Genomic DNA, 14,485 nt, shown 5'->3' with positions numbered 1-14,485 from the left:
TCAGCTTTGCAGCGATTTTCCTCGGCAGGGATACCTCACGACGAGGATCACAGAAAATCGATGTCCACATTAAACGGATATTTCATCAGGTAGTAGAGGGCATCTTCGACCTTAAAGCCTTCGAAGAGCACTTTGTACAGGTTTTCGGTGATGGGCGCGCGCATGCCGGTGCCTTCCAGGAAAGTTTTCAAGAGCCTGACGGTGTTGATTCCTTCGGCCACTTCGTCCATGCTGTCATTGATGGCCTCCAGGGTTTCCCCTTTTGCCAAGCGGAAACCTACGGTGTAGTTACGGGAGAAAGTAGAGCTGCAGGTGGTCACCAGGTCTCCGATCCCGGCGAGGCCTACGAAAGACTGGGTTTGTCCGCCAAGGGCATTGCCCAAGTGGATCATTTCCACCATTCCCCTGGAGATCAGCAGTCCCTTGGCATTTTCGCCGAGTCCCAGCCCGGCCAAGGCGCCGGAGGCGATGGCGATGGTGTTTTTGAGTACACCACTGAGTTCCACACCGATGATGTCCTGGTTGCCGTACACTTGGAACCGGTCCGATCGGAGGAGCCGCTGTCCTTCGAGGATGACTTCGTTGAACCTGCTGGCGACGACGGTGGCGGCAGGTTGTCCTTTGGCAAGTTCCTTGGCCAAGTTCGGCCCGGCCAGGCAGCCGACGCGGACGACGACCGTTTCATTTTGGATCACCTCGCTCATGGTCCAGATGTTTTCGCGGTGGATTTTGGACACATTGTCGAGGTTGCGGCCTTCGGGCAGGTTCAGGACCAAGCCTTTGGTGCCGTGGATGAGGATGTGGTAGGGGTGCAGGAAAGGGGCGAATTTTTTCATGACGTCCCTGAAGCCGGAGGAAGATACCACCGGAAACATCACTTCGCAGGTCTCACAAAGGGACTGCGGATCCGTCGTCGCCGTGATGTTTTGGTTGAGCTCCCGGCCCTCTGCGCTGTGCTGTTCATTGATTTCGTCCACGATTTCCTGCTTTCTGGCGTAGACGATGACATTGTTTTTTTCGGCCAAAATATTGGCTATGGCGGTGCCAAAACTGCCAATGCCGATGACACCGACAGGTTTTTCACTGTTATTTGAAGAGTTTTTCAAGGTCATAACCGTCCAGTCTGTTGTGGTAGTAATACAAGAGGCTCATGTCTTGGGTAGTGATTTTATCGTCACTGGTTTTGATCAGCGGCCTTTTGGCATGGTACATGCCGACGTTTGCCAGCCCATGGGCAATGATTTTTTCGATGTCCTGCTTCAAATGGGGCGCTACATGCACGAGCCCTTTGGCTCGGATTTCCATCAGGCGGTTGAGCACCATTTGGCAGGAAGCGCGAAAATCGCTGTAGTCCAGGATCAAGTCCTCGTCCGGCAGCCGCAGCAGGCTGAAGAGATCCATTTTGCTGTTTTGCTTTTTGATCATCTGAAAGGCGGTAAAGGCCACCAAATGACTGCTGAAAACACGGTTGATCTTATGGAATTCCTCTACGATGCGGTCGCCGAGAATTTGGGTATAGACCTCCTCTCGCTGGGGATCTATGCTTACCTTGCCATTTGACATGAAATAATCCCGGCAATCGATCATACGTCCATCGCGGTCCGTACTGTTTCCCGCTTTGTTCACGTAGTTGCCCAAGATATCCATCGGCTGCCCTATGGAAACTGAGATGTCAGAGCCCTTGGTAAAGAACTTGACCAAGAATTTTGAAATCTTGTAGGAGTTGGAAAACTCATCCGTTTCTTTGTAGTACCGTTCTTGGCCGGTAAGGCTCAGGTGTTCGCGGATCAAGCTGGGTGCTTCCAAGGTAAAGTGATAGTTTATCGTGACCGGGACGATGAATATTTTTCCGCTTATATCATCAAAGCCTTTTTCGTAATTGGCACGCTGAGCTTCCACGGCCGTACTGAGGAGTCCGAGCTTGAGTTTGTTTTCGATCTTTCCACTCCTGGAGCGCGTGCCGCCGGGAAAAAACAAGCTGTGGCAGCCAAATTGGAGGGCCTCGCTGGAGTAGCTTTTTAAGGTTTCCAGGTACAGCAGGTTTTTCTTTCGTCGGTCCACTTTATAGGCGCCAAGAGCGTTCATAAAGTAGGCGAAAATCTGGATGTTAAAGAGGTTTAACCCGGCACCGTAAAGAAAAGGGGGCATGCCCAAGGTGCTGATGGTCCAGCCGATCAGGATACTGTCCAGGTTGCTGAAATGCGTGGGGACCATGACGATGGTTCCCTTTGAAGCCAGATCCCTGAGCTGTTCGGTTTCGCCAATGATTTGGATTTTGTCCTGAAGGGTGTATTGCTTGCTGAAGATGGAGCCCAGCCCTTTTACCCGGGCAGCATTTAACAGCCTGGAAAAACCAAAGGTGACGATCTTCCGGGTGGCCTTGTAATGGCTGTGTTTGAAGTTACTGGCGATTTCTTCCGAATACCGTGAAGTGATGCTTTCCAGGATTTTATGGTAAGCGGCTTTTTTCTCTTCTTCGGTCGCTTGGCTTTCAAATGAAATCTGTACCAAGGCGGACTTTACTCCGGCCCAAAACTCTTCTTCATCATCAGGGTCCACAAGCCAAGGGTTCTGTTTGATGCGCAGTTTTTCGCGGTACAGCGTGGTCTCCAGTTCTTCCTTGAGCAGGTCAAGGTTGTTGCCGGTCATGCTGATGATTTTATCTCTGCTGAAGGTCGCCACGTTTTGGACAAAATCCTTACGGCTTTTGGCTAACTTCACCACGGGCCATTCATCTTTACGAGGAAGAATCGGGTCGTATTTTTGTTTGATATAATCGTCAGTCAAGGGGATTTTCGTTGATGATTTTTCAAAGATAATGAAAAAATGAAGCTTTGGTAGTGAGGGAGATTATTAAGGAAGCTTTATCTCAACTATCAACAAATACTAGTTAATGTAACCAAAATAAAGTTTTTTTGATAATTTAACGGTTGATCGCCTGATATCTATTAATAAAGTGAAGAAGCTCAAAATAATCTTCTTTTTCTCCTGTTTTTTGGGTTTGTCCGTGCCTTTTTCCCACGGACAAACCGAGACCGGAGCCATCAGAAAGCACCAGTTTTCCTTACGGGTAGACAACGATGCGCTGGCGTTTTCCCATTTTGACCGCTACTACACCAATGGGATGTTTTTTAGTTATAGGCATTACCTGTCGGAGAGGGGACGGCTGAAGGCGACCGTTTCCCAGCAGATTTATACCCCGGAGCGGTACACTTCGGATGATGTCAACATTTATGATCGTCCCTATGCAGGAGTGCTTTATGGGGAAGTGGGTTACCAGCATTTTATCAAAAAGGGGTGGTTGTCTGGCGATTTTCTTTTAGGAAAAATAGGCCCTGGATCAAAAGCAGAAGATGTCCAAGTGTGGTACCACACCCTTTTCGGGTTTCCACAGCCTAAGGGATGGCAGTATCAAATTCAAGATGGGGCACTGGTGAACCTCCGGCTGGAAGGCGCGGTGAACGTATTTCGTGAAGGGAAGGTGGACTTTTGGCTGCAGCCACGGGTGGCACTCGGGAATTATGATCGGAGTTTAGGAATCACCCCCTCTTTTAGGATCGGCCGTTTTAACCACCGCCCTTCGGAGAGTTTTATTTCAGGCAGTCGGGTGGGGATGCCCAGCAAAAGGGAGCTTTATTTCCAAGGAGGCGTGCGCCTTAAGCGCGTGTACTGGAATGCTACGTTGCAGGGGACGAAACAGTCCTATGATGTTGATTTGGCGACGATGGAGCCTGTCAAAAATGTCAATGAGTTTTTTGCACAACTGGTGTTGGCCTATCCGAAAGTAGGATTTGCCTATCGTTTTTACTACCGCACACAAGAAACGCGCTTGGCAGAAGGGCAGTTTTTAGGAAGTTTGTATTTTTATTACACTTTTTGATTTTAGCGGGGAACAGGTTTGTGCCATCCAATAAAATAGCTCATATTCCCCTCATCCATTTTGTCAATGGCTTATTTGATTGTATTATTGCATCTCCAAAATAGTGATGAAGCCAGACCTCAAACAAATACAAGCCCCCATAGCGGAGGAAATGACCGACTTCGAAAAGAAGTTTCGTTCTTTTATGAAGAGCAAGGTCAAGCTTTTGGACCACATCACCAGCTACATCGTCAAGCGTAAAGGCAAACAAATGCGGCCGATGTTCGTGTTTCTCACGGCAGGGGTCACCGGCGGGATCAATGAATCCACCTATCGTGGAGCGGCGTTGATTGAGTTGCTGCATACCGCGACCCTGGTACACGATGATGTGGTGGACGATGCCAATTACCGGCGGGGATTTTTTTCGGTAAATGCACTTTGGAAAAATAAAATTGCCGTATTGGTGGGAGATTACCTGTTGTCCCGGGGGCTGCTGCTCAGTGTGGACAATGGTGATTTTGACCTGCTGAAGGAGGTTTCCAATGCCGTGCGGGAAATGAGTGAAGGGGAGCTGCTGCAGATCGCCAAGGCACGTAACCTTGACATCACCGAGGAGGTGTATTATACCATTATCAGACAAAAAACAGCCAGCTTGATCGCATCATGTTGTGCCGTGGGTGCGGTGACATCCGGTGCAGATAAGGCTACCGTGGAGCGTATGCGGGAGTTTGGGGAGAAAGTGGGGATGGCATTTCAGATCAAGGATGATCTTTTCGACTATGGGGAAGACGAAGTGGGAAAACCGGTGGGAATAGACATCAAAGAAAAGAAGATGACCCTTCCCTTGATTTATGCCTTGAACCATGCCAGCTGGACCGATAAGAAGCGGATTATTTACCTGATCCGAAACAAAAACGAAGATAAAAAGGCTGTCAATCAAGTGATTAAGTTTGTGAAGGCTTCAGGCGGGTTGGAATATGCCCAAGAGGTGATGACCCGATTTTTCGATGAAGCCTTGGCCATTTTGGAGGCACAGCCGAGTTCGGCCTATAAAGATTCTTTGGCCAATTTGGTGAAATATACCATTGAGCGGAAAAAGTAAAGGGGTTAATTGTGTAGCATAATTCGTTTTTTGTGTATGAACAACAGGTGATTTTTACTTGATTTTGTTGTTTTTTTGTTAACTTTTTAAAAGTAATTGCCGTGCGCTTTTTCTAAAAAAAGAAACCTTAAATGGAAAATTTTGGAATTCTATGGGAAATCCCCCCACTAGACGTGGAATTGCTTTGTTTGTAGCTTTTATAAATTCTTGATTTTTTACAAAAAACATCCTCTATTTGCAAAATAAGCCCCTTTTAGCCAATGCTGATCACCATTGTTTTATGTCGTAACAGGGTGGGAATCAGTTGATAACTTATATATTTTTTTGTATAATTATTGGACAAAATTAAACTTTTAGATACATTTATAAAGAAGTGGGAAAAAGTGGGGAAAGGTGGTGGATTGTGTGATTGCTTTTATTACTTTTGTATTTGAAGAAGATCGATCGATAATAACATGGGGAATTTCTCTAGCGAATATTACTGCAAGCTTGACGCCAAAGGACGTCTGGTTTTGCCTGCCAAATTGAAGGCGGCACTACCGGAGACTTTTGGTAATGAGCTTGTTATGCGCAGAGGTTTTGACCCTTGTTTGGTGCTCTATCCCATGAATGAGTACCGTAAATTGGACAATAAAGTGTCTGCCTTAGATGACTTTGACCCCAAGCAAAGGAATTTTAAGCGCAGCTTTTACCGTGGAAATACTGAAATAGAACTGGATTCTACGGGCAGGTTTTTGATCCCCAAGCCATTGCTGGGGTTTGCTGGTATCAGCAAGGAAGTGATTGTAGTGGGGATGGGAAAGACCATCGAGATATGGGATCCGGAGCGATATGATAATTTCTTGATAAACGATCCAGAAGTGTTTGCCGATCAGGCGAGAACGTATTTGTCAGATGCTAATAAATGAGTGCAACAGCGTACCATATTCCAGTGATGCTTCACGAATGCGTGGAGGGCTTGGCCATTCGTCCTGACGGGGTCTATGTGGACCTGACGTTTGGCGGGGGTGGCCATTCCAAAGAAATCCTCAAACATTTGGGGCCTGAGGGCAGACTGTACGGTTTTGACCAAGATGAGGATGCGGCGGTAAATGCTCCTGATGACGAGCGCTTCACCTTTGTCCAAGCGAATTTCAGGGACCTGGCCAGGTACCTTCGGCTGTACGGGCTGAGCAAAGTAGACGGTGTTTTGGGCGACCTTGGGATTTCCTCCCACCAGATCGATGAACCCTCAAGGGGGTTCAGTACCCGCTTTGATGGGGAGCTGGACATGCGCATGAACCAATTGGCCGGTGTGTCTGCCCAGGATGTGCTTAACACCTATGAGGAAGCGGCGCTGCACAAGTTGTTCGGGATGTACGGGGAGGTGCGGAATGCCAAGTCACTGGCGCAAGCGGTGGTGACGGCACGGGCCAACGCACCCTTTCAGACCACCGAGCAGTTCAAGCAGTTGTTGCAGCAGTTGGCGCCGAGAGGGCGGGAGTTCAAGTATTTTGCCCAAGTGTTCCAAGCCCTGCGGATCGAGGTGAATGATGAGATGGGCGCTTTGGAAGATGCCTTGACCCAGTCCGTGGAGGTGCTCAAGACCGGAGGCAGGCTGGTGGTGATGAGTTACCATTCCCTGGAGGACAGGATGGTCAAGAATTTTATCAGCAAAGGGAAATTCCAGGGGGAAGTAGAAAAAGATTTCTATGGGAACCTGATTCGTCCCTTGGAGCCGGTCAGCCGGAAAGCCATTCAGGCCAGTCCTGAAGAAGTGGCCAGAAACAACCGTGCGAGAAGTGCCAAATTGAGAATTGCAAAAAAAGTATAGACATGGAAGGAAATACTTTTAAGAAGAAAATAAAGAAAAGAGGAAGCAACGAAAGCCGCAGGTCCGGCAAGCCTGCCAACAGCAAAAACGTGTTTGCCCTGATCGAGGAAAAGCTGAAGATGAGCAATATCCTGGGAGAAGGGATTCCCGTGAAGCTAGTGCCTCCTTTTCTATATGCCGCGTTGATCGCGTTGATCTATATCTGGAGCAACCATAAAGCGGAGAGTACGATTCGAGAGATTGAAGACCTGCAGCAGGAGGTAGAAGACTTGCGGGCGGACGTCACTACGCTGGAAGCGGAATATATGTTCAGCAGCAAACAGTCGGAAGTGGCCAGAAAGATCAAAGTGTTGAACATCTACGAAATTGAGGAACCTCCAAAAAAGATTATAAGGGATAAATGAACATTAAGAAATCCATATTACTGAGGGTAAGACTTGCCTTTTTGGCGGTAGTGCTTTTTGCAGGGGCTATTCTTTACAGGATAGCCCATGTTCAGTTTGTGGATGGAGATAAATGGCGACAAAAAGCCGAGGATATCAACCTGCAGTACCGAAAGGTCAGTGCCACGCGGGGAAATATCTACAGCGATGACGGTAGTTTGCTGGCGACCAGCCTGCCTTTTTACCGGGTGGCCCTCGATCCGGGGATTGCCGACGAGGATGAATACCGCGCAGGTATTGACTCCCTTTCCCGGAAGTTGTCCGCTTTTTACAATGATAAATCCGCCAATGCTTACAAGCGCATGATCAATGATGCCCGTTTGGAGGGCAGGCGGTACATAGTCCTGAACAGAAGGCAAATAGGATATCAAGAAAAGCAGGCCATGTCCACCTGGCCCATTTTCCGGAAAGGCAGGATGGGCGGAGGTGTGATCTTCGAAAAGGTCGAGAAACGCTATAACCCATTCAAAAACTTGGCGGGCAGGACCATCGGGTTTTTAAATGAGGACCGGTATGGGGCTGGTTTGGAATATAGCTTTAACGGTTACCTGGAAGGAAAAAATGGAGAGGCCCTTTTCCAAAAAATCGCCGGAGGGACCTGGAAACCCGTGCACGACGCGGAGGACATCAGGCCCGAAGATGGTTATGATGTGGTCACGACCATTGACATCAACATCCAGGATGTGGCAGAATCTGCCTTGCTGCGGCAGCTGCTGAACAAGGATGCCGAGTATGGCTGTGTGGTGGTCATGGAAGTAAAAACCGGCCATATCAAGGCCATTGCCAACCTGGAGAAGAAGGACAGTGGATACGGGTATGGCGAGTATTATAATTATGCCATCGGAGAGCAAGGGCTCACCGAGCCAGGATCGACTTTTAAGTTGCTGTCCATGTTGGCCCTTTTGGAGGAAGGCAAGGTAAACCTGACTGACACTGTGGACACTGGAGATGGTAATTACAAGTTCTATAACCAGACCATGCGGGATGCGAAATATGGAGGATACGGGAAACTTACCGTTAGACAAGCCTTTGAAAAGTCCTCTAACGTGGGGATTTCGCGATTGGTGGACGAACAATTTGGAGTGGATCCGGCGAAGTTCTTGGGTTATGTGGAGCAAGTGGGGTTGGATAAGCCATTGGGATTTCAGCTAAAAGGAGAAGGAGTACCTTACTTCAAGGATCCCAAAAACAAGAAAAACTGGTACGGGACCACTTTGCCTTGGATGTCCATAGGCTATGAAGTGAAGCTCACGCCACTGCATACGCTGACCCTGTATAATGCCGTGGCCAATGGCGGACGGGTAGTGAAGCCGATGATCGTGGAGCGCATCCAGCGTGGCAACAGTGTGGAGGAGGAGTATGATACTGAAGTGGTTCGCAAGAGCATTGCTTCGGATCGGACCATCCGCCAGTTGCAGGAATTGCTGGAAGGCGTGGTGGAGCGCGGTACTGCCCGAAATATCAGCAACAGTAACTATAAAATTGCTGGGAAGACGGGCACGGCCCAAAAACTGGTCAACGGACGGTATACGCGAAAATATTACACTTCTTTTGCCGGTTATTTCCCGGCAGATGCGCCCAAATACAGCATGATCATCGTGATCGACAGCCCGAAGGGCTTTAATGCTTATGGTGGAGATGTGTCGGCGCCGGTTTTTAAGGAGATTGCCGATAAAATATACGCCCAAGACCTGGAATTGAACAAGGATGATGGCATCCCAGCGCCCAAAAAGCGATCTGGCGATGAAGTGTTCCCTTACATCCAGGCCGGCAAAGTGGACGAGTTGCAGATGATCTGTAACCGTTTTGGGCTGTCCAACCATTACAATGGCGACGAACAATGGGTGCAGTCCTCATTGGTCAACCATTCCATTTCCTGGAAGGCCAATGAAGTGGAGGCGCCCGTGGTGCCCGATGTTTCGGGAATGACCTTGCGTGATGCCTTGTATGTGTTGGAAAATAAAGGATTGAAAGTGAATTACTCCGGTCGGGGAAGGGTGAAAAGCCAGTCCCTCCATGCCGGAGCAAACGTGCCCAAAGGAGGCTCGATAAGAATTGTTTTAGGCTGATGAAGACCTTGAAGGACATATTGTACAACGTATCCTTGACATCCACTACCGGTGATATGGAAGTGGCGGTGAAGGATATTGTCTTTGACAGCCGAAAGGTGGAAGAAGGTGATGTTTTCGTGGCCACCAAAGGCACACAAGTGGATGGGCATGCCTATATCGATAAGGCGATCGCCAGTGGAGCCAAGGCCATTGTCTGTGAGGCATTGCCGGGGGAATTGCCTAAAGGCATTACCTATGTCCAAGTGGTGGATTCCGCCAAGGCTTTGGGCATCATGGCATCCAACTTCTTTGACCATCCTTCTGCCCAGTTAAAAGTCGTCGCTGTAACAGGTACCAATGGCAAGACCACCTGCGTGACGCTTTTGCACAGGCTGTTTATGGAGTTGGGCTACATGGTGGGCATGCTCAGTACCGTGGAGAACAAAATCAATGACGAGGTCATTGCCGCGACCCATACGACGCCGGACAGTGTGGCGATCAACAGGCTCATGGCCAAAATGGTAGCGGAAGGGTGTACGCATTGCTTTATGGAGGCGAGCTCCCATGCCATCGTGCAAGAGCGGATGGCCGGCTTACAGCTGTCCGGGGCAGTCTTTACCAATATTTCCCATGATCATTTGGACTATCATGGTACATTTGACGAATACATAAAGGCCAAGAAGAAGCTGTTTGATGAGCTTCCCAAAGGTGCTTTTGCCTTGGTTAATGCCGACGACAAGCGGGGGATGGTGATGATGCAAAATACCAAGGCCAGCAAACGTACTTTCGGCTTGAAATATCCTACGGATTTTAAGGCCAAGGTGCTCAGCAATACCTTGCAAGGGCTGGAGCTGGACCTCAATGGCCGTCAGGCATGGTTCAGGATGATCGGGGAGTTTAATGCCTATAACATTACCAGTGTGCTGGGCGTGGCGCTATTGCTGGGAGAAGAGGAAGAAGAGGTGCTGATGCAGCTTTCCAGTATCAAAGGGGCCCAAGGGAGGTTTGACCAGTTGCATGTGGAAGGAATCACGGCGATAGTGGATTATGCCCATACCCCTGATGCCTTGGAGAATGTGCTCAAGACCATCCAGGGAGTGCGTACTGGAGGCGAAAAGGTGATTACCGTCGTTGGCTGTGGCGGCAACCGTGACAAGGCCAAACGTCCTGTCATGGCTAAGATCGCCACTGATATGAGCGATAAGGTAGTGCTGACCTCTGATAATCCCCGGGATGAGGATCCGATGGAAATCCTTCGGGATATGGAGACGGGCGTCAATCCTGTGGCTTACAAAAAGACCGTGGTGATCGCGGATCGGAAGGAAGCCATCAAAACGGCCTGTGTCATGGCCGAAAAGGGGGATATCATCTTAGTGGCCGGAAAGGGTCACGAAACCTATCAGGAAATCAAAGGGGTAAAGCATCCTTTTGACGATCTGAAAATTGTAAAGGAATTAATGGAATTGATACATACAAAATAACGCATGCTTTACCATCTTTTTGATTATATCGACAGTGCATATGACTTTCCGGGGGCGGGGGTGTTTAGGTACATTTCCTTCCGGGCGGGGATGGCAGCGATGTTTTCATTGATCATAACGATCACCTTTGGTAAGAGCATGATCGATTGGATCCGAAGGAAGCAAATTGGTGAAACAGTTCGGGACTTGGGGCTGGAAGGACAAAGCGAGAAAAAAGGAACGCCTACCATGGGCGGGCTGATGATGATTGCGGCGATTACCTTGCCCACCTTGCTGTTTGCTGATGTGTACAATATCTATATCATCTTGCTGCTGGTCACCGTGATCTGGTTGGGAGGCATAGGTTTTCTGGACGATTTCATCAAGGTATTTCGAAAAAACAAAGAAGGACTGGCGGGCAAATTCAAGATTATCGGCCAGATCGGTATTGGGATCATCGTGGGAGCCACTTTATACTTTCACGAAGACGTGGTGGTAAGGGAATTCCAAAACCCGGTTTCCATCGAAGAAGGCGTCGTGGAGACTCCGGCATTTGAGGATGTAAAAGCCATGAAGACCACCATCCCTTTTATGAAGAACAATGAGCTCAATTATGAGCAATTCTTGGGCTTTTTGGGGGATGATGTGACACCTTACCTCTATATCCTGCTGGTGATATTTATCATCACTGCTGTTTCCAATGGTGCCAATATCACCGATGGGATCGACGGTTTGGCAGCAGGTACGTCTGCGATCATCGGTTTGGCGATTGCCATTTTTGCCTATATCAGTGGTAATGCCATTTTCTCCCAATACCTGAATGTGATGTTCATTCCCAATTCCGGTGAGCTGGTGATTTTCTGTGCCGCTTTCTTGGGGGCTTGTGTGGGATTTCTGTGGTACAATTCCTTTCCGGCACAGGTGTTTATGGGCGATACGGGAAGTTTGATGCTGGGTGGGGTGATCGCCGTGCTGTGTTTGACCTTGCGCAAAGAGCTGTTGATCCCGGTATTATGTGGAATTTTCGTGATAGAAAACCTGTCTGTGATCATGCAGGTGAGCTATTTCAAGTATACCAAAAAGAAGTATGGCGAAGGAAGGCGGATCTTTAGGATGTCACCCTTGCACCATCATTATCAAAAGGGTGGTGTTCCCGAATCAAAGATCGTGACCCGCTTTTGGATTGTAGGAATTCTGTTGGCCATCATCACCTTGGCAACACTGAAATTACGATAACGCATGAAGAGAATAGCCATTTTAGGAGCAGGAGAAAGTGGGATTGGTGCAGCATTGCTGGCCAAGGTGAACGGCTATGAGGTTTTTGTCTCAGACGGAGGCAGCATAAAAGAACATAGAAAGCAACAGCTTGAGGATGCAGGGGTCGATTTTGAAGAAGGTGGCCACGATGCAGAAAGGTTGTTGGGATTTCCCGAGATGATCAAGAGTCCAGGGATTCCCTATTCCCACCCGGTGGTAAAAGCCGCGATGGAGCAGGATATTCCCGTCATTGACGAACTGGAATTTGCCTATGGGTTCTCGCGGGGCAGGGTCATCGCCATTACCGGTACCAATGGAAAGACCACCACGGCCATGCTGACCTATCACCTGATGAAAACCGGGGGACTGGATGTCGGTTTGGGCGGCAATGTCGGCCAAAGCTGGGCAAGTCAGCTGGTTCAGGGAGATCACGATTGGTGGGTCTTGGAGGTCAGTAGCTTCCAAATAGACGGGTTCAGGAGTTTGAAACCGAAAGTAGCTGTGCTGACCAATATTACCCCGGACCATTTGGATCGGTATGATTATAAAATGGATCATTATGTCCAGTCCAAGTTAGGATTGCTGAAACAAATGGACGAGGAGGATGATTTTATCTATTACCGAGAGGATCAGCATACTTGGCAGGGAATGAGCCAAATAAATGTCCGTCCAAAAATCCATGAGATCTCCTTGGAGACCATAGGAAAAGATGGCGGATTGTTTAACGGTACGGAGGTGAAGCTCAATTTCCGGAACCACATGATTTCGATTCCGGAGCGCGAGATGGCCATGAAGGGAAACCACAATATGCTCAATGTCATGTGCGCATCCACGGCTGCTTTATTGGCGGGGATAAGCGAGGAAGCATTGAAAGCAGGATTGGCGGATTTTAAAAATGCCCCGCACCGGATGGAACTGGTAAGGGAGCTGGAAGGGGTGACCTTCATCAATGATAGTAAGGGCACCAATGTGGATGCGACCGTTTATGCACTTTCCACCTTTAAGGAACCGCTGATATGGATCGCCGGTGGGGTGGACAAAGGCAATGATTACGAAACGTTAATGCCAGTGGTAAAAGATCATGTCAAAGTACTGATCTGCCTTGGCAAGGATAATAAAAAGTTAAAAACGGCTTTCGAGGGAGTGGTTCCCGAGATTTTGGAAACGCAAGAAATGGCAGCTGCGGTTCAGTGGGGCCTTGAAAAAGGCGCCAAGGGAGATGTGGTGTTATTGTCCCCGGCCTGTGCGAGTTTTGATTTGTTCAAAAACTACGAAGACCGTGGTGATCAGTTTAAGGAAGCAGTAAAGCAATTGAAGTTAAAGGCCCTATGACAAGTGTCAAAACATGGATAGATAAAAACCTGAAGGGAGATCCCATCATTTGGGGGATTGTGTTGGTGCTGTCGATCATCAGCATCTTGGTGGTATATTCTGCCACGGGATCATTGGCATACCGCAGGATGGGGGGAAACACCGAAGCTTACCTGATCAAGCATTCGTCGTTGGTTCTGCTGAGTTTGGTGGTGATGTGGGGCGCACACCGATTGCCCTATAAGTACTATTCGAAGTTGAGCTTGATGGCTTTGTGGATATCAGTTCCTTTGCTGGCATTCACCTATATGTTTGGCTCCAATGTAAACGACGCCAACAGGTGGTTGACCATTCCCATCATCAATCAGGCCTTTCAGCCGTCCGATTTGGCCAAATTGGCCTTGATCGCTGCGGTGGCGGGGATGCTGGGCAAGCGGCAAAAGAACATCCAGGACTTTAAGAAGACCTTTATTCCGGTTATGATTTGGATAGGCATGATCTGCCTGCTGATCGGCTTGGCCAATATGTCCACGGCAGTGATGCTGCTGTGCACTTGTTTGTTGCTGATGTTTATCGGGCGGGTTCCTGTCAAGTTTTTGATAGCCGTGTGCCTTATTGGGTTTTTAGCGCTGACCTCTGCGATATTCTTGGGACAGCGGGGCGGAACGTTCTTTTCAAGGATCGAAAATTTCATGTCAGAAGAGGACATTCCTTATCAGGCACAGCAGTCGTACATGGCGATTGCAACGGGTGGAGTAGCAGGAAAAGGTCCTGGAAACAGTGAGCAACGCAATTCATTGCCCCACCCATATTCTGACTTTATCTATGCCATCATCATTGAAGAATATGGGATGGTCGGCGGAGGAGTAGTGTTGTTCCTCTACTTGGCATTACTCTACCGGGGCATGCGCGTGGTGGCCATTTCCAACCGGCCCTTTGGCGGATTGCTCTCGGCGGGATTGAGTTTTGCCCTGGTAATACAGGCCATGGTCAATATGGCAGTGGCCGTAGGGTTGGGGCCGATTACCGGTCAGCCGTTGCCCTTGCTCAGCATGGGAGGAACATCCCTGTTGTTTACGGGAGTGTCCTTGGGAATTATCCTAAGTGTCAGCCGTGGCGACCATGAGGATGGTTTTGCCGGTGAAATGAATATAGGAAATAAAAATGCCATGCAGATGGCGCAGTAATA

Annotated in this window: 12 protein-coding genes; 10 read left to right on the top strand and 2 right to left on the bottom strand. The window is 48.7% G+C overall.

Features of this window, described 5'->3' with window-relative positions; genetic code table 11:
- Positions 1–47: 47 nt before the first annotated feature.
- Both ECHVI_RS01575 and ECHVI_RS01570 read right to left on the bottom strand, forming a co-directional pair.
- Entirely contained in the window at positions 48–1,112 is a 1,065-nt protein-coding gene (locus tag ECHVI_RS01575; protein WP_015264180.1) for an NAD(P)H-dependent glycerol-3-phosphate dehydrogenase, read from the bottom strand.
- Positions 1,087–2,787 carry a 1-acyl-sn-glycerol-3-phosphate acyltransferase gene (locus ECHVI_RS01570; RefSeq protein WP_015264179.1) on the bottom strand — a complete coding sequence of 567 codons (1,701 nt, stop codon included), beginning with the start codon at positions 2,785–2,787 and terminating at the stop codon, positions 1,087–1,089. The genes ECHVI_RS01575 and ECHVI_RS01570 overlap by 26 nt, the downstream gene beginning before the upstream one ends.
- A 169-nt stretch (positions 2,788–2,956) precedes the next feature.
- Between ECHVI_RS01570 and ECHVI_RS01565 the strand changes: the two genes are divergently transcribed.
- From ECHVI_RS01565 to ECHVI_RS01520, 10 genes are all read left to right on the top strand, one after another.
- The gene (locus ECHVI_RS01565) at positions 2,957–3,880 is read left to right on the top strand and encodes a lipid A deacylase LpxR family protein (RefSeq protein WP_015264178.1); all 924 of its coding nucleotides are present in this window, start codon (positions 2,957–2,959) and stop codon (positions 3,878–3,880) included.
- 106 nt (positions 3,881–3,986) lie between these two features.
- Entirely contained in the window at positions 3,987–4,961 is a 975-nt protein-coding gene (locus tag ECHVI_RS01560) for a polyprenyl synthetase family protein (RefSeq protein ID WP_015264177.1), read from the top strand.
- A gap of 455 nt (positions 4,962–5,416) precedes the next feature.
- Positions 5,417–5,869: a division/cell wall cluster transcriptional repressor MraZ gene (gene mraZ, locus ECHVI_RS01555; protein ID WP_015264176.1), complete on the top strand. Its 453-nt coding sequence runs from the start codon at positions 5,417–5,419 to the stop codon at positions 5,867–5,869.
- Positions 5,866–6,774, top strand: coding sequence for a 16S rRNA (cytosine(1402)-N(4))-methyltransferase RsmH (gene rsmH, locus ECHVI_RS01550; RefSeq protein ID WP_015264175.1), 909 nt, complete (start codon positions 5,866–5,868; stop codon positions 6,772–6,774). Before mraZ ends, rsmH begins: the two co-directional genes overlap by 4 nt.
- A 2-nt stretch (positions 6,775–6,776) precedes the next feature.
- Positions 6,777–7,178, top strand: a complete 402-nt coding sequence (locus ECHVI_RS01545; RefSeq protein ID WP_015264174.1) for an FtsL-like putative cell division protein — start codon at positions 6,777–6,779, stop codon at positions 7,176–7,178.
- Positions 7,175–9,286 carry a penicillin-binding protein gene (locus tag ECHVI_RS01540; protein WP_015264173.1) on the top strand — a complete coding sequence of 704 codons (2,112 nt, stop codon included), beginning with the start codon at positions 7,175–7,177 and terminating at the stop codon, positions 9,284–9,286. The genes ECHVI_RS01545 and ECHVI_RS01540 overlap by 4 nt, the downstream gene beginning before the upstream one ends.
- On the top strand, positions 9,286–10,749 hold the full coding sequence (locus ECHVI_RS01535; RefSeq protein ID WP_015264172.1) for a UDP-N-acetylmuramoyl-L-alanyl-D-glutamate--2,6-diaminopimelate ligase: 1,464 nt from the start codon (positions 9,286–9,288) through the stop codon (positions 10,747–10,749). Before ECHVI_RS01540 ends, ECHVI_RS01535 begins: the two co-directional genes overlap by 1 nt.
- A gap of 3 nt (positions 10,750–10,752) precedes the next feature.
- Positions 10,753–11,964 (top strand): phospho-N-acetylmuramoyl-pentapeptide-transferase, encoded by a 1,212-nt coding sequence (gene mraY / locus ECHVI_RS01530; protein ID WP_015264171.1) that lies wholly within the window; start codon positions 10,753–10,755, stop codon positions 11,962–11,964.
- A gap of 3 nt (positions 11,965–11,967) precedes the next feature.
- Positions 11,968–13,317 carry a UDP-N-acetylmuramoyl-L-alanine--D-glutamate ligase gene (murD, locus tag ECHVI_RS01525; RefSeq protein ID WP_015264170.1) on the top strand — a complete coding sequence of 450 codons (1,350 nt, stop codon included), beginning with the start codon at positions 11,968–11,970 and terminating at the stop codon, positions 13,315–13,317.
- The gene (locus tag ECHVI_RS01520) at positions 13,314–14,483 is read left to right on the top strand and encodes an FtsW/RodA/SpoVE family cell cycle protein (protein ID WP_015264169.1); all 1,170 of its coding nucleotides are present in this window, start codon (positions 13,314–13,316) and stop codon (positions 14,481–14,483) included. Before murD ends, ECHVI_RS01520 begins: the two co-directional genes overlap by 4 nt.
- Positions 14,484–14,485: the final 2 nt, after the last annotated feature.

Origin of the sequence: Echinicola vietnamensis DSM 17526 (assembly GCF_000325705.1) — a bacterium.
In the GTDB taxonomy this organism is placed as follows: domain Bacteria; phylum Bacteroidota; class Bacteroidia; order Cytophagales; family Cyclobacteriaceae; genus Echinicola; species Echinicola vietnamensis.
Note: the sequence above shows the minus strand (reverse complement) of the source record. Positions and strands in the feature narration are given on the sequence as shown.